Source organism: Parasedimentitalea huanghaiensis (assembly GCF_009753675.1).
In the GTDB taxonomy this organism is placed as follows: Bacteria; Pseudomonadota; Alphaproteobacteria; order Rhodobacterales; family Rhodobacteraceae; genus Parasedimentitalea; species Parasedimentitalea huanghaiensis.
In genome coordinates this window covers 1-18,746 of sequence record NZ_WQLV01000026.1, presented here as the reverse complement: position 1 = coordinate 18,746, position 18,746 = coordinate 1, and the positions used below count along the sequence as shown (strand labels likewise).

The following is an 18,746-nucleotide window of genomic DNA, read 5'->3' as shown; positions in this document are numbered from 1 at the left end:
ACATAAAGCAAAGCGTTGCCTTAGCTTCAGGGAGCAAGGTTACGCGTGTGGCTACGCCACGTGCACCTTGGAAGGGAATGGGCAGGCCCTTTCCCCTTCACCCCAAACCCGGCGCGTGGGTGCGCTGAAGGTGGTTGTCATGGCGAGACGTGATCCAAAACCGCGCACGGTTCGCAGGGTGCTACTGCGAGTAAGATGCACCGAAGAAGAACGTGCAGGCTGGGCGGACAAGGCTCGCGCCGAAGAACGTTCCCTCTCGGATTACACCCGCCATGTTTTGTCCTCTGAACCCATGCGGCGGCGCACGCAGCCATCCGAAGTTGACCCCACGCTCCTGGCAGCGGTCGGGCGTGTGGGGAGCAACCTCAATCAGATTTCCCATGCGCTCAACATAGACCGCAAGGCTGGGCGTGCGATTGATCTGATTGCGGTCCGCACGCTCTTGTTGGCGGTCACGCGTCAGCTGGCCACAATCGTTGAGGACCATTCCCGATGATGGTGCGCTTCTTTGATCATGGGGATGGCTCGGGCGCGGCTGCGGTGGAATACTTGCTGGCGGCGGAAGTCGCGGCCTACACCGAAGACCGCAAGCGTATTCCCAATCACACCGTCCGGCGGGAGGTGTTGCCAGCGCTGATCGCCGGTGATCCCGAGTTGACTCGCCACCTGATTGACAGCAACACCCGCAAGTGGCGCTACACATCTGGCGTGGTGGCGTTCCATGCGGATGATGGTCCCACTGACCGCCAGCAGGCGGCAGTCATGCAGGGTTTTGAGAAGGCCGCCTTTGCAGGATTGGAGGCGGATCAGGCCAATATCCTTTGGGTCCGCCATCAGCATATGGGCAATGTCGAGCTGCACTTCCTGATCCCGCGCGTTGAGCTTTACGGCAACCGCTCGTTCAACCCAGCCCCACCCGGATCAGAACCCTACTTCAACGCTTTCCGAGACTATTGGAATGCGTGCGAAGGCTGGGTTAGCCCAGAAGAGCAGGGCCGAAAGCGGATGACCAAACCCGTGTTTGACCTTGATGACCGGAAGCAGATTAAAGAAGCCATCCAGACATTGGTCGTTCAAAAAATCGAAGCGGGTGAAATCCACAACCACGCTGATGTTCGCACTGTCCTGGCAGAACTGGATGACTTCGAATTCAAGCCGCTGACTGAAAAACAGCTCGAGAAACGCCGCAAGGCTGACGCTTTTGAAACCGAGGGCGGTAAGCCCAGGCGGCGCGACACCCGGATCACCATGAGGATCGCGGGCACGTCAGACAGCCAGAACACATTCCGACTAGAGGATCGTATATTCCATGAAGACTGGACCGCAAATGAGTACTTTGCTGCAAAACCTGCAAACGAAGGTCGAGAGTCAATCCCACGCAACCGAAGCGCAGACGCAGCAGATGTTACACGACTTCGAACGGCATTTGACGCAAGCGTTGAACGCCGCGCAGCGAAAAATCGCGCAAGATTTGCAAAGCCTCGAAGAGCTGAGCAATCAAATCCAAAGGCGGACAGCGGCCCAGATCGAGGATCAAGCCGAGAAAATACGGGACACAGTGAGAGATCTGGACGCGAGCCGGAAGGAATGGCGGACGGTCACTTGGAAGACGATGCTGCCGACTTATCTAGCGGGGGTCTTGCTGACCTCCTGGGTGCTCTTGATGGCCGTGCAACTGACATTCCCGAAAGCGGAAACAACATCGCCTCAGATCAATCTGGCGACCTTTGGCTTGGATGGCGTGAGAGTGACACGTGGTCTTGGCGGATTGGGGCGGGTTCTGAGCCTGCCCCGGGGCGTCGAGCTGGCCGGCTGCCCAGTGCCAAACCCGAGCGGCGGGACAGTCTGCATCGAGACAGCAGTGACGAGGTAAACCATGACCCATCCCCAATTGACGCCCTTCGAGACCGCACTCTTGCGCGCTGTCGAAGAACTGAACACCACCTTCGAGACTGGTTTGAAGAGTGCAAGTACCTCACCGAACGACTTCGCGAATTTGAGGCGCGAATTCGATCGGTTCGCGACCGCGTTAGAGACACGCTTGAGCGATTTGCAGAAACAGCAAGACGACTTGAAGAGGCTTGTCGAAGATGGCTAACGAGGTCAAAACCCACTTTAACAAGACCAACCCATCAAAGTCGGAAAACGCGGCCTGCCATACGAATTGGGTCAGACCCCAGCCCCTGACATAGCCGCACCCGACGCCTTCCCTTAAAGCGCCTTCGCATTATGCTCGACATCCTGCCAGTGCTTGTTCACGGGCAGAGATTTGGCGCGGCGCGTAATGTCTTCGAACCGCACAGGCATGAAATCCCAGACATCGACGCCGACGTTCACGCTGTTGCGAGAGCCCCACCAGTTGTTGTGAACATGGCCGAAGAGTTGCAGCGCGTCGCGACGCGCATGGTTCCAGGTGATCATGGGATAATGACACAGGGTGTGCGCCTGTTTCTTGGGACCATCTCTAACTTCTGCAAGGTGAGAAATACTATCCCACGGCAACGCCAGTGTGGGGTCTAGATCATGATTGCCGACAATCAGGTGTTTGCGCGCGCCGGGAAGCTGGCCAAAGATAGCCGCGAGATAGTCGGCCTCTTTGGCTTTTGACCCAAAGGCGAAGTCACCCAAGATCCAAAGGTCATCTTCCGGTTCAACTTTGGACCATAGGTTCTCAATCAGAACCGTGTCCATATGGCCGGTATTGCGGAATGGGCGTCCACAAAATGGGATAACATTCTCATGCCCAAAATGCGTGTCAGCGGTGTACCAATTGGTCATGTCTTCTCTCCGTCGTCTTTGTTGGCAACGACGGTTTCGAAGATATGTTAGGATGATGGATCATCGTGGCACACAGCTCGGAAAGCCGCCCGCCACATGTGCGAGCACTAAAGGGTGATATGTTTGCGCAGTATGATCATGCTGCGACTGATAACGCTTCTGGGGTCTGATTGCCATTCATGATCATAGGTCCATATCCGAGGCCTCAATCTCTTCACCGATCAGCGCCTCAACGATTTGTCGGTCCAATTCCTGCTCATGCAGGCGACCCAACTCATAATCCACCAGTTCAAAGCTGATCGACGTCATGCCCGGTTCACCCTTATGCGTGACAGTGAATGTCGCGATGCAGCCCGGGCGAATCTCTTTCTCTCTCGGATAGCGGAAGCGATAATCGACGGTGTTGGTATAGTGCTGCGCGGTTCCACAGATCTCATATTGCGTGCTCAGCGTAGAAGTGCGGTTGCCACTGGTTCGCGTTTCTTCATGGATCAGAGGCCCCATTGCGTCGAGGTCGGTGATGAACCCATCCTCACTCCAAGCGTAGAGCATGACCATCTCGCGCCCGGCAATAGCGACCCGGGACGCTGGGCCATAGAGCTCTTCCAACTGTGCCCGGAGTTCCAATGGCTCTGGTAGCTCCTCGCTTGGCTGGCGCATGCTGCGATAGATCGCCAGAGGACGCTGTTCCATCACATCTGAAGCCAACCGTGCAGTGATTTGATCCTGCGCAACCCCTGCAAGCCGTCCGTTCAGACCCACATCGCCAATCCGGGTGAAAAGCTGGTATGTGAACTCAAAGACATTCCCCTCTGGTGATTGGACCCGCACAACCTCGCGTTCGCTGGTCGGTGCTTCGTCGCTGCGTTCGGCATAGACAGAGAGCACATCCTCAAGCGGATCGCCCGGTTGCAGACCAAGGATCTTATAGGGGTACGGACGTTCAACTGGCGCTGCGATGGTCGTCAGGCTGTCTTCTGCGACAGCCGTTGTGGCGAACGACAGCCAGAAAGTCAGAAATCCTGACGCCAACGCTATCACTGTCGTTATCCGCCTGGCCCTGCCTTTGGGTGCCTGAGTAGTGATGGTGTGCATACCGCATGTCCTAGAAAGCTAATTACATATTATAGTTGATAACAATAAAGTATGTAATGCACAATCTTCCCGTGCATGGATATGCGCAAATTAGTTGGACAGAACTTCGCTCGATTACGAAGAGAAAAAGGTCTTACCCAAGAGGAAGTCGAAGCGCGCTCTGGTTTCAGCCAACAGTACTTGAGCGGATTGGAGCGAGGTCAGCGAAATCCAACTATCATTACACTGTATGAGCTGTCGCAAGCTCTGGGCGTGAGCCACATAGCGCTCGTAGAACCGGATGACCCTAGCCAGTGAGAAAAAACGTCAGCGATTTTTCGCTACAACAGCGGCCTAGAGTTGCATCCGTTTGGGCCTTGATGGATGTTTTTCATATCCGCTGGGTGGTTCCATCAGAAAGTACCTTCAATCCCTTTCCCACAGGATCGTATTCCGTGCTTCCAGGAAAAAACCTTCTGATTTTTTTAACAGAATCTTCAATGCTCATTAGTGTCACGCCGAGGTTGTGAGCGTTGTCTGTCGAACAGAATCCCGCACCAAGTGTGACACCTCCCCGTTCTGTTAGGAGATGTCTATCGTGGAACTGGTTTCCATTTTGCTTTTCTTTCCACTCATACAACTCGACGGATAGGCCATCTGGAATGACACCGCCGAAGAGAGCGTGTGAGTTAGCTTCGTAGTGATCCAGATTCGGGTTCTGGTCGATAGACTTAAAGTGAATCTGAAATCGAACCTTTCTAACTCCATAGCGACTGATAATGTCCAACATAGAAGCTAAGGGATCAGTGTAGTTTGGTCCAAACGTGCCACCATGGAAGTAGGGATCAACCAAAAAAATTGCCCGTGATTCCGTTATGAATGGAGTCACCGCTGACGTGATACCGTTTGAAGTCCTAGGGACTTCCCAGGAGTTGGGGGCTTTGAACAATTCATGATCATCGGTTAAGTCATCAAATCTCACAACACCAGCGTGGTCGGTTGGGTTTTCTGCGGCGACAACAGCTTTTACCTGGCCAGCTTCTTGTGCAGAAATCGCATTTGCATTCCAGTCACCTATCGCTTCGTTTAGCGGCCTTCCGGAACCGCAAAGGGCATACTTCTTCGCCCATAGTAGTTTTTCGTCCGCCTTCATCCGCTGCAATTCGGTGAAGTCGGAATCTTCTACTGCGTCTGCAACTTCTCTCAACCATTCGGTGGGTAGGCAAGAAATCAACCGACCGCGATCAAACCCAAATTTTTCGATCACATAAATGAAGCGTTGCCATGTCAGCGGAAGCGTAGTCGGTTCAATCGCGTATTCACAAATCATTAAAATAGTTCCTTGGCTCTTTCTCTGAAAAAGCCTCTCGGCCAGCGGTCACTAAAATCTCCATCGCTGTCCACTTTCATTCTTTTGAACTCAACGGTTTGATCACTGTTTTCAACGTAGATCACCGCAATGTCTTTTGCTTGTGCACTCATCGCCCCAGGAGGAAGCTGGTTGTTTGAAGTTTCACGAACTCGCCGAAGCAGCCGAAGCATGATGTGTTCACTGTGAGTTTCTATGAGAAGTGTCTTACCGTCAGACATCGAATTCAGGTCTGCACTGGTAGCACTCAAGAACAAATCGCCAAGTCCGACTTGGATAGCGGGGTGGATGTGCAATTCTGGTTGCTCCACCATTACGACGCCAGGGTTTTTCTTCAGGCAGGCGACGACAACAGGTATCATCTGCGAAACTCCAACCCCGACATCCACTGGTGAGACGGTAATATTCTGTGCGAAGTCACGGAGTACAATCTCGTTTGTCGGGTGCAAGTCTGTGTAGGCTTCCTGAAGTTCCGACAGATCATCTTCTGTGATGCCTCGTGCAAATAATTGGTGCATACGGCTGGTGGTTGGGATGTCCCTGCGTTCTGTGCGTAAGATTTCGTAGTTAGTCCCTAGCCGATCCTTTCCACTTAGCCAGAAATTTACTCGCTTCAGCAAATCACCCTTGCGGTCGGAATAAAGTAGATCCCAAGCCGCCAGACCTTGCGCCCAACGCGCTTCATCAGGTGATAATTTCGGTTGAAAACCACGCGATGGAATCTCTCGGAGTGGGCCGATATAGGTCGTCTCATTCAAGTAGTCACGGGCAACTCTCATTGGGCCAGCCACAAGTTCATCTAGAAGGTTCTCCAGGCCGCGGACCCTCGGGGAGGCCCTTTCAAACTCAACCTTAGAAACGTCTGGATCGCGCAAATCGCTGGTCAACGTAGAGTTCAAATCAGGTAAGGCTCCTTTGACGGTCTTTATTGAAACTCGGTAGCTTGACTCGGGCACGGCATCAGAATCAGCCATCTCTCGCGAAAGTTCTGCTACTTCGTCAGCAAGTGGGTGTTTAGACAATCCTTCGTCTGGTTCATCGGGTTCGATTTGGTCAACGATTCGGTGGAATAGATCGTGTTCGAAATTGATGTCAGAAAGGATGGCCCGCCCTGATTGAGGTGGCGATGAAATGGTAGCTACATCTTTGTTGTCAAGCTGGACCGTGATCGAAGAGACATATGGTTGAGCATTTAATTCACTCCAGGCGACAGAGACGCTAACACCGACGGATTGCACCACCGCATAATCCTTCAGGTCTGTGTTTTCTCCCAAGAGGTATCGAATGGGAAGTTGCTCGAATTCTGGTGCGGTCAACGATCCACCAGCATTCAACGGCAAATGGTCTGCACCAAATCCGTCCACGCCATCGATAACAATTTTTATGGTCATGGTTCGGTTCAAATCATTGGCGTGGATCAAATTGGCGAATCCACCGAGATCGATTAACCCGCCAGCCAGGGTTTGGTCCGGGTCTGGGTTGGCTCGGCTCAGAACCTCACGGAGATAGTGTAAAGCTTGCAAGATCGTACTCTTGCCCGCCGAGTTTGCCCCAAAAAGAAGCGTTATCGGAGCAAGGTCGATAACCTGTTTTGCGGCAATACCTTTAAAGTTCTCAATCTCAATTCGGCTGAGTCGCATATTTGATCCTGTTCTTTAATGTTATTGAGATTATTGGCAGCAATTGAAATTTCATTTTACACCCTTGGCCTTTCCAGGGGCACCAAGAATGTGGGGTATAGATGAGATACAAACGTTCTGGAACTTGTTCTGCATAGAGTCCCAATCCCCGCTAAAGAACTCTCCGCCTTCTGAATTAAACGCAGCGCCGAACGCAGTTTTTATGTCGCATTCAACAGCATGTGCCGTTACCCCGCTTGGAAACTTCTGTGTATTCACGAGAGACCATTTTGCGGTGGATCGTTCAGGAAACCCGGTGTTGATTTCAGACAATCGCCGAGCAGGATCGTTCGACCTTCCTACCTTCACCAATGCTTGTCCTTCGCTATATCCAGAATGTCCAAGCAGGAATTTGGCGCCACCCGAGAATTTCATCAAATATACATGGTTCTCACCGTCGTTCATGTTTGATGATCGTGCACCATACGTAGGTGGAATGCCCTTGGAAGGTCTTAGAGCGTGTTTCAAAGAACCGGTTTCCAAATCACTCTCGTTTACTGGTTCTTCACCATAAACATTGACCTGTCGAACATGGTGACTGAGTGCGCGGCGATGTTCGTCGGGCTCAAGCAATTTGGCTCTCGTTGTACGATCAAACCTGTAGACACCTCGGTAAGATTCCGGCGCAATGGTTTTGATGTGAACGCGGTTGGTAACCCGCCAAGCACGAGTTACCCTGATGCCGTAATTCCATCGATCTTGGAAACCCCGCTCTTTCCGCCATTGAATAGAAGATGGACTCATTCTCTCGCGATCAAGGCACTCTTCCAGCTGTACCTCTAGGAACCCAAGAGCCTGACGCTGGAGGTTTTGATCTGTCAGGCTATCAACCGCACCGTAGATGAGCACCAAATCACCATCGCGCATCTTGTCCATCATGGTGGTGCGGTTCTGTTCGAGCGTGAAGCCAATCAATCCGTCATGTTCTGGGTCAAACCCATAAAACGCACGGACCCATATCTGCCGGTCTTTGAACTCAGCCTCGTCCATCGCGTCTACGCAACCTCATAGCTGCGTTCAATGAACGGCTTGGCCCGCTCGAAATCTGCCATGGACCGAATTGTGACCTCAAGATCGCCAGTACCGAAGTGTCCGATCTTACGAACATCACGTGTGAAACCATCGGCCAGATCGACGCTGTCAGGATCAACCTTCAGGTAAATCATGACCTTCTTGTCTTGGTTCTTGATCTCGACACAGGCAAAATTCTTGATCCTCTTAAAGGCAAAATAGAACCTCAAAGCCTTGTGCTGAATATCATCGCCAAGGCTTAGAAGGTGCTCCTTAACGGCTTCGTAGAGGTCAGTCAGGTCGTCGTCCGCTTTCTCAAGGTGTTCACTGACCGTCGTATATTTGGCCCTACCGGCCACCGGTTTTGAACCATTCAATACGAGGGCACTATTGGTCGGAGCAACCGCCGCGTTGATCTGTTCTAGCAGCACCAAATCGTCGCCGAATTTCACGTACCGAATCAGATCGATGTTGTGGTTCATCTGCTTGATGGCGTGTTCGTCGTATTTGCTGAAATCACCAGCGATGCAGATCAGGCGGGGAGATGACCATTCAACCGATTGTGCTGCATCGGCACCAAAGGTCTTGAGCACTAACATCTCGAAGTCACCGCGATGGGTGACCAACCAATCGAGATAAAACAGTCCTTGATTGATAACGTTCATGTTTGTGGAGCGTTTGTATTCGATGATCACGGGGTAGCCGTTTTCATCCAATCCAAGCGTATCCATCCGCCCTCCGTGATCAGCACCGGTTGAAAATTCTGACGCCAGAAAACGAACACCAAGGAATGTTTCCAGGTTCTGCTCGATCAAAGTTTGCAGAGACTTTTCAAGGGCCAGACCGCTACCAGGTATTTCAGCGGCGTCGGAGCCGCTAAGGTGGAACAGCTTTAAATCACTCATCTTTCAACTCCGGGAAATGTTCTGAAAATGCAGTTCGCACCATCAACCAATGGGCGCTATCAAATTGCTTTTTGCTATGGACCACGTTCAACACTTCGTAGCCCGCCGCGACCAATGCATCGCGAAGCTTCTTTTCCAATCCCGCCATTTGATCGCGGATTGGTTTGTGCAGGGCCATCTGTTCGTCACGATCTTGATCTGGCGTCAGGCCGATCTCAGGGAAAATCGGACCAAACGAAACCAAATCGTATTGAGCGCAAGAATCAGGTTCGATACCAGCCTCACCAAGCAGACGCCTTAGACTGTTCTGTGTCTTTGCGAACCCAAGGTGCTGACCCAGGCGGGTATACGGAGCGGTGGCATGGGGGCTGCTGCTATCGCCGGTGCGACCTACATAGAGGCGTTCACCAATGGGGGTCTCAACCCGCCACACATAGAGCCAGAAGCCTCGTTGTAACATCGGCCCAGGCAGGGTCAGCCGGTGAAGGGTAGGCTCACCTGCACGGTCATCGATTATGTTTTGGTCCAGGTGTGGTGAACGGCTCATCTCGACATCCTATAGATCGCCGTTGAATGCGCGTTGCGACAGGGACGGGAATAGGTCATCGCCGAATTTTAGCTTTTCATTGGATTGTCTTACCCGGTCCAAAATTGTCTGGAAACGCTTCTGTGCTTCCATCGGTGGAACAGGTATCTTGATAGCACCAGCAGCAGTTTGATTGATCTTGAATGTCCCGTTGGTCGTCCGTGCGGCTTCAAGGATTTGGTTTCTGACAAAGGGGCTGTTCCAAATGCCTTCAAGAAAAGCCCGGGTAACCTTTGTTGGATTTGGTTTGGCCGCAATCATTGTATCTGGGAACGCGGTACCCGGGATCGTTTGGGTCGCGTAATATCCTTTGCCGATCAAATCAGGGGACCCGTTGCCTCGGCAAATATAGAAATCAGAGTCGTTTACGGTATCTTTCGCTGAAATAGGAACCAAGAACTTACCCTCTTTTTCCTGTTTTTCATCGAAATGGTCCCCGGTTATCGCTGAGAGCGTTAACACGCGGGCGAGAACTGTTCCTCGACTTGATGGTGATATTCCATTGCGCAGTGGTATCGACAAAATCGATGCAAAGTTCTCAACTGGGTAGTTTTTCGGATTTTCACTAGGGTCACCAAACATCTCAAGAAACGTCGATTTCAGAAAATCATCGGCGAGGGTGAGGGCACGTTCACGTTTGCGACGGATGGCATCCGCCTTGTCCAATATCGCCGCGATCCGGCGTTGTTCACTTGGGTTGATATCCGGGACTTCTATGGCGCGAATTGATTTTACCGACAGATGTTTCACAGTAACGAACGGTGTCCGATCTTCGATCTCTTTCAATTTTTTGGGAAGAAAATGACGAAGGAACCGACGATCTAGGCGTGAATCCTTAGGTTCAACGCGACAAACACGCTGATTGAGAAGTGCGGGCCCTCCTTTCCATTCGGCCAGTTTGAATTCCCCGTCCATCGAAACAAGAAGGTCATCGTTGTTGACCACGAAGCGTTGGTCATACGCTCCGTCGAATTTCAGTTTGGTTTCACCACGGGTCACGTCGCGAATGCGTATCAGGGGCATTCCGTTTGTTTCGCTAAACTGCTTGGAGCTAAATGCGAAGCCAGAGGTTATGTCTAGCATGTCGCCGAGCAAGCACGATTCACTCATCGGATTAGTTCCTCAAGCGCGGTGAGGTCGGCTTCGATTGAACCGTTAAGCTTCTTCATTTTATCTAGAAGAATTAGCGGTGGGTCGTATTCCTTTTGCTCATAAACTCGTTCCTTATATTGGCTAATCGACAAATCGTAGTTTGTTCCCCGAATTTCCTCAGCGGACACAAAGAATGCTTTGCCCTTGCGATCAGTGTCTTTGTCGGGATTTCGGTTCTTCCATGCTGCGAGGCAGTCAGGCAGATCGTTGGCCTTTACTGGTTCTCGTTTGTCGTCCAGTGATAAGCCATCCGCCTCAACATCGTAGAAAAACACATCATCCGTACGTCCGCCCTTGGTGAACACCAGGATGCCTGTGCTGACACCTGCATAGGGCTTGAATACGCCTGAGGGCAGAGAGATCACGGCTTCAAGCTGGTTCTCGTCCAGCAACTGCCGACGTAGGGCCACGTGGGCTGTGGATGAGCCGAATAGAACCCCATCAGGCACAACAGTGGCCGATCGACCACCAATCTTGAGCATCCGCAGGATCAGCACCAGGAACAGCAGTTCGGTCTTCTTGGTCTTCACCTGCCGTAGCAGCCCGGCATGCACATCTTCATAATCCAAGCTGCCCTTGAACGGTGGGTTGGCAAGGATGACATCGAACCCTTCGGTTGCCGAATTTGGAAACCGTTCAGGGAAGTTGTTGGACAGCGTGTCTTGGTAATGAATATCTGGGTCGTCCACGCCGTGCAGCATCATATTCATCGCCGCTATCCGCAGCATGGTGGCGTCAAAATCAAACCCGTGGAACATGTTCGAACGAATGTGTTCACGATGATCCTCGAGCAGGTCACCGGTGTAAATGTTGTACGGCTTCCCATCCTCATCCGTTTCGGTGATGACCGCCTCGGGTGAAGTGTAGGTCTCCATCAGGTATTCCATCACCTGAACAAGGAACCCGCCGGTGCCACAAGATGGATCAGCGATCACCTCGGTCGGTTTGGGTTCCAAGATGTCCACCATGAGCCGAATGATGTGGCGCGGTGTGCGGAACTGACCATTGATGCCCGCTGTGGTGAGTTTGCTGAGCAGGTGTTCGTAGAGATCCCCTTTGGTGTCACCTTCGGTCAGAGGCAGGTTGTTGATCATAGTGACAGCCTTGGTCAGAAGGCTTTCCTTCTGGATCATCAACTGGGCGTCTTTCATGAACTCAGAGAAGGTGGTTCCGCCAACCGATGACTTTCGGAAATGTGGGAACACACGGTCACGAACCAACGGCAGCATTGCATCACCACCAAGGTGGCGGAAGTGCGACCACCGTAGGTCTTGGTCGGCATCAGAAAAGCGGCGTTTGAATTCCGTTCCGCTGCGACGCAGACGGTTTTCATCGCGGGTTTCAGCCACATCAAGCAGCCGGACGTAAATCAGAAATGTGATCTGCTCGATCACAGTCAGGGGGTTGGTGATACCTCCCTGCCAAAACTCCGTCCAAAGCGCGTCAACGCTACGTTTTAGATCGCCTGTAATCATTAGTGTATCGTTCCTTTATCCGTTCCGTCGCTGTCGCCGGACCGAGAAGGGGGCGCAAAGAGATTAACGATTTTCATAAGTTGATCGATGTCATCAGGTTTATCGAACACACCCTCTGGCCCGTCCGCATCCACCACAGTGAAGGGTTGGTCGTAAAGTTTGTCGATTGTTATGAAGCCGAATTTGACAATGTGGTTCTGGAGCATGCCCAAGAACCTAGTTTGTTTGGCTGTAAGCTCTGGGTGGCTGAGCACAAAAGTTGAGAACCGATCCCGCACCATTTCCGCATCAAGGCCCACCATGGAGCGGATCGCCAGGTCTAGCGGTAGGGCTGTCGTTGCAAAGAACTCTTCCAACGCTTCACGGCCAACATCGGGGTTCTGGGTCAGGACTAGGGAAATGATGGCGTTGAGGTCTTCCGCCGTGACTGGTTCACCGTTACGGATTTTGACAAGCGTCGGGTTGGTGTCGAAGTGTTTGCGCAACTCTCCTTCAACGATGCTCTTATAGGCCGCCATGTCAACGGTATGCAGACTTGCACTGCGACGCCCGGTTTGGACCAGAGATTCGTCTTCTGTTACATCAATGATCTTAGGACCAATACCCGGGCTAGTCCCGGGTTCGCGGTAATGAATGATCTCACGCAATGGCTTGCGAACGTCCTCTAGCGCCGCAACCGTCAAGTTCCCCCAAAAGGTGTCTGATTTGGCATGCTTTATCACTTCCGCCTTTTCTCGCACTGGGTTCAGATTCATCTGGAGCCGATCCAACCGCTCCATAAAATCTATGCGCAGATCAGCAACATCTGCCGATGCAAGAAGGGTTGCGATTTGAAGCCTACATATGAGGAGGTCGAATGCGTGAGCCTCTGTTGCCCCCCTGATATTTCGCCATTGCATAAGCGGTGCGATGGTATTTCGAAGTGCAGCAACCGTGTTTGGTTCAAACTTTTTTAGGTTACCCAATGCGCCAACTGATCGTTTTTCTTTCCAGCGTTCGCGTACTGCAATCGATTCTTCAGGTAGTGCTTCGATGTCAGCTGAGATCAGAGTGACTATATCATCAAAGGTAGCGATTTCGCTCTTGCGCAAAGCTGTTTCTGCCAAGCTTAGACGTTGCTCGAACAACACTTGGAGTAGAGACTTGGATGGCTGTGGTTCTGAGGGTTGGTACCCATCTTCGAACCGTTGGAAGTTGCCCCAATGATCAAATATCCGGAAAACCTTCTTGTCTAGGCCTGGACCAAACAGGTCAGGACACAGACGTGTGCCCCGCCCAACCATTTGCCAAAACTTGACCGGCGACTTGATTGGTTTTGCGAACACAAGATTGACGATTTCAGGAACGTCTATGCCAGTATCAAGCATATCGACGGAGATCGCGATGGTCAGTTCGTTCGTCGAGCATTTGAAATCATCAATTAATTGCTCGGCCCGTGGATCGTAGTTGTCGATGACTCGGCAAAACTTCCCGCCATATTGCGGATACATCTCATCGAACAAGCTGCTCATCAACATGGCATGCACGTGGTTGCGAGCGAATATAATGGTTTTACCGATTGATTGTTCGGAGCCATCACGAACGCCGTTTTCCATCAAGTTCCTGATTATGACCCGGTTGGTATCGCGGTTGAATATGCCTTGGTCGATCTGCTCGGACGAAAAATCGTAGTTGTTAGGGTCTTCACCTTGGTCTTCAAGTTCCGCGATCTGCTGGGCTGTCAGACCTTCAAGGCGAATACCGTCTCTTAAAAATTGCGTAGTATGTTCAAAAACCTCAAATGGTGTCAGATACGGAGGCTCGGATGTTACTGCCTGTTCGAGGTCATAGTTGAAGGTTGGGAGTTGGCCTTCACAGTTGAAAAGGCCGAAGGTGCTGCGTGTAACAAAATTAACTGGCGTTGCAGTTAAGCCAATCTGTAAGCTGTCGAAATAGTGGAAGAGATCACCATAGATGTTGTAGATTGACCGATGGGATTCATCGGCGATGATCAGATCAAAAAACCCAACATCGAACGACTGAAAAACTTTCAACATCGCAGGGTAGGTAGCGATGAAGATTCTTTCAGTTGATTCCCCGCTCGCTCTAGAATTTACAACTCGTACTGGTTCTGTTTCCAAGAACTCAGTGAAGGAATTTTTGGCCTGTTTGCGAAGCTCTTTACGATCACAAAGGAACAAGACGCGTTTTGCCCAACCCGCACGGATAAGCAAGTCAGCGAGAGCGATAGCAACCCTTGTTTTTCCTGTCCCTGTCGCCTGAACGATCAAAGCCTTTCGGTAGTGATCAGAAAAACGTTCCGCTACGGCTTTGATGGCTTCAATCTGGTAAAGCCTGTTGACGATACGTTCTTGTGGCACCAGCGTTGTTAAGTCTTTCTTGTTCTTCCGCTGGAACTTCACGAGGTATTGCAAGCTGTCCTTTGAGTAGTAGCCGTAGACCTTTCGAGGTGGATACCCACCGGCATCATCCCAAAGCCATAGGTCATAACCATTGGTGTAGAAGATGACTGGGCGTTGTCCACTTTGCTCCTCAAGCGCGTCGGCGTAAAGCTGAGCTTGTTTTCTACCGCGTTCGGGATCAACGGACGTTTTTTTAGCTTCGATCACCGCAAGTGGAGAACCGTCAAAGTCAAAAAGGACATAATCTACAAAGCCTTTTCCAGAAGTCGTCGGTTGTCCGAGAACCTCGAATTCCTTGGCAACTTCCGAAGTCGAGGCGTCGCCACCAGCGATATCCCAACCGGCGGCTGCGATCATCGAGTCAATGATCCTAGTTCGCGTGGTTGCTTCATCAAATTCAAGAATATCAGCGGTCTCAGATGCCGATGTTGCCAATATTTCAAGTTCCGCGGCTTTCTTCTCTGAGGTTTCAACTTGGAGGCGAGCAGCTTCCAGCTCTTCCAGCAATGACGCCATCTCAGCTTCCTGAGCCGCTAGTCGATCAAGTACCCTCTTTGTTTCAGTTTTTACTTTTGAAACATCGGTTGGGGGAAGGGGTTTGGAAAACTTCGGTAGCGATTGAATGTCTGACTTCTTGAAGTAAACAATCAACCAACGCGACAGGTCGAATGCTTCCTTTAGAAGCCAGATCGCGGTGGCTGTCGAGGCCCCTTCACCATGGACAGCTTTGTTGCCCTGGACCCGAATTGCGTGAAGTTTGTCGCGGACTACTTTGGGCGTAATAGTGCAGAACGCCCCCCCGTTGAGCAGGTCAATTTGTTTGGCCCTGATTGGTTTGGGGAGTTTCAGGTCCTGGTAAATGTCTTTAACCAAGTTCTCAGCAAGAAGGCGTATATTAAACACTGAACTTGTTGGGTCAGTGTGCGCATAAGACTCGGCCAATGCGCCCAACCCAGCCAGTTCGGGCCAATCTTCTCTCAAGAACTCAAAATTGATGGAAGTCATTTCATCGCCTCCATTAATGCTGAGTCGAACTCATCACGGTTGGACACAATCAACGGTGTTTCCTGCGACTTGTCGAGTTCTGAAGCTACATCCAGCCTTAACCGTTTATTGAAGTAATATAACATTGCCTTGCGAACGGTGATTGTAAGCGATCCGTTTTTCATGCCGTATTCAGACGCGATGACCGCTTGTTGTGACTTGGAAAGCTCTGGGTTGGGGATCAATTGGACATCTATAGTGCCGATCCAGTTAGTGTCGCTGCTTGCTGGCTCTCCGGCATCGCCGATATCACGTGCGTCCAGAACTCGAGATGCGATGAAATCCTTAAATTTCAAATCTTCGTGACAGAAAGCCCGAACGTGCCATCTTAAACCATCGTTCCCAAACGCATGGGGTGTAATTCTCCGCCACGATGGGGCAGGTTTTAGGGGGTTCATTGATTGATATTGGATTTCCACTGATGCAGCGCGGTAAATGCTCTCAATCACGGGCTGAATTGCGTTGGTTGAAACGGTACGGACGGGTAGTGGTAGTTTTGTGGACAGGCTTGTTTTGCCTGACTTTCGAGCCGCATCCGAATGAGTCGACAAGTATTCGTCGGCGTCATTGGAAGCGAAGAATGGGGTAAAATCTTTTGTGGGAGAGTACTGCTTCTTGCTGGCGTCGTAAGACAAGTTTGAAGGGTGCATCCTTTGGTACGACGCCAGATCTTTCGATGCTTGTGGAACAGAAATCCCAAACTTCTCAATCAAGTCGCTTCGATTCAGACTTCCATGCCAGAAGGCTCGCTGCTCCAAGTACTGGAATCTTTGCTCGGTTGCCCATTTAATATTCGCGGAGCCCATTAGAATCACCATGTGTATACTAAGTATACGAATATTTAGTATTCGCGATTCAGTCAAGTATGAAGATGCTCACAATGAGGAAAAGTCCGCAACTTGTTGTGGGTTTTCGTACAGACTGATCTATCTGAGCTTGGTATAAACTAAGTGCGACAAGTGAAACTGAAAACTATCCTCGGCGCCCGGTGGTAGCTCAACTTTAGGGAATGCCCGCGACCTTAGCCCCAAAACGCCAATTGAAGAAAGATGCCGGTGAGTACCGGATCGAACCAGTGTACTCGGATTGGCAATCTGAGAGGTTAAAGGTGCGTCTGCTCGTGAGTTGGTGGGGTATTAAGTGTGGTATGGATTGGATTTGCATATTAATTCTCGTTTAAAACAATATACTTATGGTATTAATTTGTAAGACTTCGTCTCCGCCATCAAACCCCATCAATTCATTGTTTTAAAAAACAAATGACGTGATTGGGGGGCTTTACACCACCATCCTTGCCACCATCAAATCTGCATTTGTGCGCAACGCTTTGCCACCATGTGCAACTACGAAGTATTTTGCCGCAGGCTAGTGGAGTAACATTTCTTTACGTCGGCTATCGTATCCAAAATGTGGCAAATAAGCGTGAACTTATCTTTTCTCGGTGCTCCAAGGCAATTCCAAAGATCGATTGCTATAGCGTAAATGTTGAGGCCAATGCGCACCGAAAGTGCTTGGATCAACGATTTATGTCAATGATCTAGGAGACTTGCCTAATGAGCATTCCCTCGCACCCCCTCTACCTTTCCGTCGACCAGGTTGCCGCACGTTTCAGCGTATCCAAAGATTCAATTTGGCGGTGGCGTCGCGATGGCGAGTTCCCCGCGCCGGTGAAGCTTGGCGGGCGGACCACTCGTTGGCGCTTATCCGAGATTGAGGAATGGGAAGGAGAGTGCATTTGTGGTTTCGCCACTAGCCTCAGATTTGAACCTGTTCCTGCTTTCCTAGCTAACGCCTGAACCCTTCCAGTCCTACCGGCCTGGACTTCAACAACATTCAGCTTGAGTTGGCTGCGCAATTCCTTTGCGTTGCCAGTCCACTTTTGCCTTAAGAGAAAGTAGATCACGGCGAGTAACAGTTTAATTTTGCGCTCTTAAAGCCTGAATGTTTCCAACATCATTCCTCTCCATTCTGGTGGCGAATTACGAGTGCTGAAGGAGCCTAGGGAGCCGGTGCGAAAAAAAGACATCACCCACCTTGGGATTCTCATCCTGCCGCAGATCCCCGTCAGACCGTTTCTATAACGAAGATGTGCAGCGCGTGCTGTGTAACATCTAAGAGGAAACGACATGACCAAGAAACCCCACGAAAACACCCGTTTGGCAAAATTTATCGAGCGTCGGGTGCTAGAATTGAAGCCCAAAAAAGTCCCAACTGCGGGTCGCTAGCGAGGCTGGATTCCCGAACCAGAACATGATCACAATGATCAAGCAGGGCACCAGCAAGCTGGCCCTGGATCGCGTGCCGAGTATGGCACGCGCCCTAGAATGCGACCCTGCCTATTTGATGCGGCTGGCACTCGACCAACAGGAAGGTGAAACCGCAGCCCAGGCTATAGTCGAGATTTTTGGCACGCCTGTCACTGCTAACGAGTTGGGCTGGCTACAGGAGATCCGGAGCGCCTCGGACCACAGTGACCCTCGGATTACCAGCAGGTCAAAGGCAACCATCAAGGCACTCTTTGGGAAGTGAGCATGACGGATCATAAGGAAAATATGACACTGAACGACCGTGTTTGGCTTCGATTCTTGCACGAAAATAGCCTAGATAGTGATCCGGAAGCGACCTTGCGCCTTGTGCAGTTATTGCAACGGATCTGTGAAGGTCGGCGTGACTGACTAAATCTGTTGGCCAGGTGAGCGAAGGCGAGGAATGGATGGAGTGTCGATCCTCTCTGGATCCCACCGGGTGAGCCTCAGACGTTTCCCAACGTTTACATGACGTTTACATCGGCCACCAAAAGGGAAACGTCTAACCACCAAAAACACCCAAAAACAGCCCCAGACGTTTCCATTAAGTTTACGTTAAGTTGACAAAACAGACCGAGTGTCACGGGTTTTCAGGGGAAATGTAAACGTCTGCGCGCTCCAAACCCGTAAAAACAGGGTCATGAGAAAAACGCGGCCAACAGCAAGAGCTCTGAAAGAGTGCGCACAGCGCTTCAACTCCCTGAAACAGGCAGCACACACAAATCACTAAGGAAGCAACTCACTCTGCAGAACAGATAGGCTCTGCCCAAAGAACGCATAAAGCTATACAGGCATAGGGCCTTTCGAGCGTGAGAACAGTTTCGGTCTAGAAGCCGATGCGCATAGGACGAAAAACGCCTGAAGAGGCGGTGAGCGCGTGGATGCATAGTGGACCTGTCGCGCTTTCGTGCCGCCCCAAGTGCTCGTTTGAGCCACCATCCGTTCGAAGGCGACTGGGCTTTTCC

Annotated in this window: 16 protein-coding genes; 5 read left to right on the top strand and 11 right to left on the bottom strand. The window is 51.1% G+C overall.

Annotation, left to right across the window (positions count from 1 at the left end; translation table 11 throughout):
• Positions 1–139 precede the first annotated feature (139 nt).
• Both GO984_RS23745 and GO984_RS22530 read left to right on the top strand, forming a co-directional pair.
• On the top strand, positions 140–496 hold the full coding sequence (locus GO984_RS23745; protein ID WP_245231223.1) for a plasmid mobilization protein: 357 nt from the start codon (positions 140–142) through the stop codon (positions 494–496).
• Positions 493–2,187, top strand: a complete 1,695-nt coding sequence (locus GO984_RS22530) for a relaxase family protein (RefSeq protein ID WP_157024791.1) — start codon at positions 493–495, stop codon at positions 2,185–2,187. Before GO984_RS23745 ends, GO984_RS22530 begins: the two co-directional genes overlap by 4 nt.
• 24 nt (positions 2,188–2,211) lie before the next feature.
• Here the strand turns inward: GO984_RS22530 and GO984_RS22525 are convergent, their stop codons facing one another.
• Positions 2,212–2,778: a metallophosphoesterase gene (locus tag GO984_RS22525; protein ID WP_157024790.1), complete on the bottom strand. Its 567-nt coding sequence runs from the start codon at positions 2,776–2,778 to the stop codon at positions 2,212–2,214.
• 183 nt (positions 2,779–2,961) lie between these two features.
• Positions 2,962–3,873: a hypothetical protein gene (locus GO984_RS22520; RefSeq protein WP_157024789.1), complete on the bottom strand. Its 912-nt coding sequence runs from the start codon at positions 3,871–3,873 to the stop codon at positions 2,962–2,964.
• Between the two features lie 75 nt (positions 3,874–3,948).
• Between GO984_RS22520 and GO984_RS22515 the strand changes: the two genes are divergently transcribed.
• Positions 3,949–4,170 (top strand): helix-turn-helix domain-containing protein, encoded by a 222-nt coding sequence (locus GO984_RS22515; protein ID WP_157024788.1) that lies wholly within the window; start codon positions 3,949–3,951, stop codon positions 4,168–4,170.
• 73 nt (positions 4,171–4,243) lie between these two features.
• Here the strand turns inward: GO984_RS22515 and GO984_RS22510 are convergent, their stop codons facing one another.
• The 9 genes from GO984_RS22510 to GO984_RS22470 all read right to left on the bottom strand — a co-directional run bounded on the left by GO984_RS22510 (position 4,244) and on the right by GO984_RS22470 (position 16,281).
• A complete protein-coding gene (locus GO984_RS22510) occupies positions 4,244–5,182 on the bottom strand; it encodes a hypothetical protein (RefSeq protein ID WP_157024787.1) in 939 nt (312 codons plus the stop codon).
• Positions 5,182–6,861 carry an AAA family ATPase gene (locus tag GO984_RS22505; protein ID WP_157024786.1) on the bottom strand — a complete coding sequence of 560 codons (1,680 nt, stop codon included), beginning with the start codon at positions 6,859–6,861 and terminating at the stop codon, positions 5,182–5,184. The genes GO984_RS22510 and GO984_RS22505 overlap by 1 nt, the downstream gene beginning before the upstream one ends.
• A 51-nt stretch (positions 6,862–6,912) precedes the next feature.
• A complete protein-coding gene (locus GO984_RS22500) occupies positions 6,913–7,815 on the bottom strand; it encodes a GIY-YIG nuclease family protein (protein WP_167740480.1) in 903 nt (300 codons plus the stop codon).
• An 80-nt stretch (positions 7,816–7,895) separates the two neighbouring features.
• Complete coding sequence (locus tag GO984_RS22495; RefSeq protein WP_157024784.1) at positions 7,896–8,816, bottom strand: DUF5655 domain-containing protein; 921 nt, start codon at positions 8,814–8,816, stop codon at positions 7,896–7,898.
• Positions 8,809–9,363 carry a hypothetical protein gene (locus GO984_RS22490; RefSeq protein WP_209279461.1) on the bottom strand — a complete coding sequence of 185 codons (555 nt, stop codon included), beginning with the start codon at positions 9,361–9,363 and terminating at the stop codon, positions 8,809–8,811. The genes GO984_RS22495 and GO984_RS22490 overlap by 8 nt, the downstream gene beginning before the upstream one ends.
• A 9-nt stretch (positions 9,364–9,372) precedes the next feature.
• On the bottom strand, positions 9,373–10,485 hold the full coding sequence (locus tag GO984_RS22485; RefSeq protein ID WP_245231225.1) for a restriction endonuclease subunit S: 1,113 nt from the start codon (positions 10,483–10,485) through the stop codon (positions 9,373–9,375).
• A 23-nt stretch (positions 10,486–10,508) separates the two neighbouring features.
• Positions 10,509–12,029 (bottom strand): type I restriction-modification system subunit M, encoded by a 1,521-nt coding sequence (locus tag GO984_RS22480; RefSeq protein WP_157024782.1) that lies wholly within the window; start codon positions 12,027–12,029, stop codon positions 10,509–10,511.
• A complete protein-coding gene (locus GO984_RS22475; RefSeq protein ID WP_157024781.1) occupies positions 12,029–15,436 on the bottom strand; it encodes a DEAD/DEAH box helicase family protein in 3,408 nt (1,135 codons plus the stop codon). The genes GO984_RS22480 and GO984_RS22475 overlap by 1 nt, the downstream gene beginning before the upstream one ends.
• Positions 15,433–16,281, bottom strand: a complete 849-nt coding sequence (locus GO984_RS22470) for a BrxR family helix-turn-helix transcriptional regulator (protein WP_157024780.1) — start codon at positions 16,279–16,281, stop codon at positions 15,433–15,435. The genes GO984_RS22475 and GO984_RS22470 overlap by 4 nt, the downstream gene beginning before the upstream one ends.
• A gap of 747 nt (positions 16,282–17,028) precedes the next feature.
• Between GO984_RS22470 and GO984_RS22465 the strand changes: the two genes are divergently transcribed.
• Positions 17,029–17,271, top strand: a complete 243-nt coding sequence (locus GO984_RS22465) for a helix-turn-helix transcriptional regulator (RefSeq protein WP_157024779.1) — start codon at positions 17,029–17,031, stop codon at positions 17,269–17,271.
• Positions 17,272–17,725: 454 nt separating this feature from the next.
• Positions 17,726–18,004, top strand: a complete 279-nt coding sequence (locus tag GO984_RS22460) for a hypothetical protein (protein WP_342448129.1) — start codon at positions 17,726–17,728, stop codon at positions 18,002–18,004.
• Positions 18,005–18,746 lie beyond the last annotated feature (742 nt).

What these genes read in the sequence shown, in the direction of transcription:
- GO984_RS23745 (WP_245231223.1), top strand. Translation starts at nt 140, where the DNA reads ATGGCGAGACGTGATCCAAAACCGCGCACGGTTCGCAGGGTGCTACTG.
- GO984_RS22530 (WP_157024791.1), top strand. Translation starts at nt 493, where the DNA reads ATGATGGTGCGCTTCTTTGATCATGGGGATGGCTCGGGCGCGGCTGCG.
- GO984_RS22525 (WP_157024790.1), bottom strand. Translation starts at nt 2,778, where the DNA reads ATGACCAATTGGTACACCGCTGACACGCATTTTGGGCATGAGAATGTT.
- GO984_RS22520 (WP_157024789.1), bottom strand. Translation starts at nt 3,873, where the DNA reads ATGCACACCATCACTACTCAGGCACCCAAAGGCAGGGCCAGGCGGATA.
- GO984_RS22515 (WP_157024788.1), top strand. Translation starts at nt 3,949, where the DNA reads ATGGATATGCGCAAATTAGTTGGACAGAACTTCGCTCGATTACGAAGA.
- GO984_RS22510 (WP_157024787.1), bottom strand. Translation starts at nt 5,182, where the DNA reads ATGATTTGTGAATACGCGATTGAACCGACTACGCTTCCGCTGACATGG.
- GO984_RS22505 (WP_157024786.1), bottom strand. Translation starts at nt 6,861, where the DNA reads ATGCGACTCAGCCGAATTGAGATTGAGAACTTTAAAGGTATTGCCGCA.
- GO984_RS22495 (WP_157024784.1), bottom strand. Translation starts at nt 8,816, where the DNA reads ATGAGTGATTTAAAGCTGTTCCACCTTAGCGGCTCCGACGCCGCTGAA.
- GO984_RS22490 (WP_209279461.1), bottom strand. Translation starts at nt 9,363, where the DNA reads ATGAGCCGTTCACCACACCTGGACCAAAACATAATCGATGACCGTGCA.
- GO984_RS22485 (WP_245231225.1), bottom strand. Translation starts at nt 10,485, where the DNA reads ATGCTAGACATAACCTCTGGCTTCGCATTTAGCTCCAAGCAGTTTAGC.
- GO984_RS22480 (WP_157024782.1), bottom strand. Translation starts at nt 12,029, where the DNA reads ATGATTACAGGCGATCTAAAACGTAGCGTTGACGCGCTTTGGACGGAG.
- GO984_RS22475 (WP_157024781.1), bottom strand. Translation starts at nt 15,436, where the DNA reads ATGACTTCCATCAATTTTGAGTTCTTGAGAGAAGATTGGCCCGAACTG.
- GO984_RS22470 (WP_157024780.1), bottom strand. Translation starts at nt 16,281, where the DNA reads ATGGGCTCCGCGAATATTAAATGGGCAACCGAGCAAAGATTCCAGTAC.
- GO984_RS22465 (WP_157024779.1), top strand. Translation starts at nt 17,029, where the DNA reads ATGAGCATTCCCTCGCACCCCCTCTACCTTTCCGTCGACCAGGTTGCC.
- GO984_RS22460 (WP_342448129.1), top strand. Translation starts at nt 17,726, where the DNA reads ATGATCACAATGATCAAGCAGGGCACCAGCAAGCTGGCCCTGGATCGC.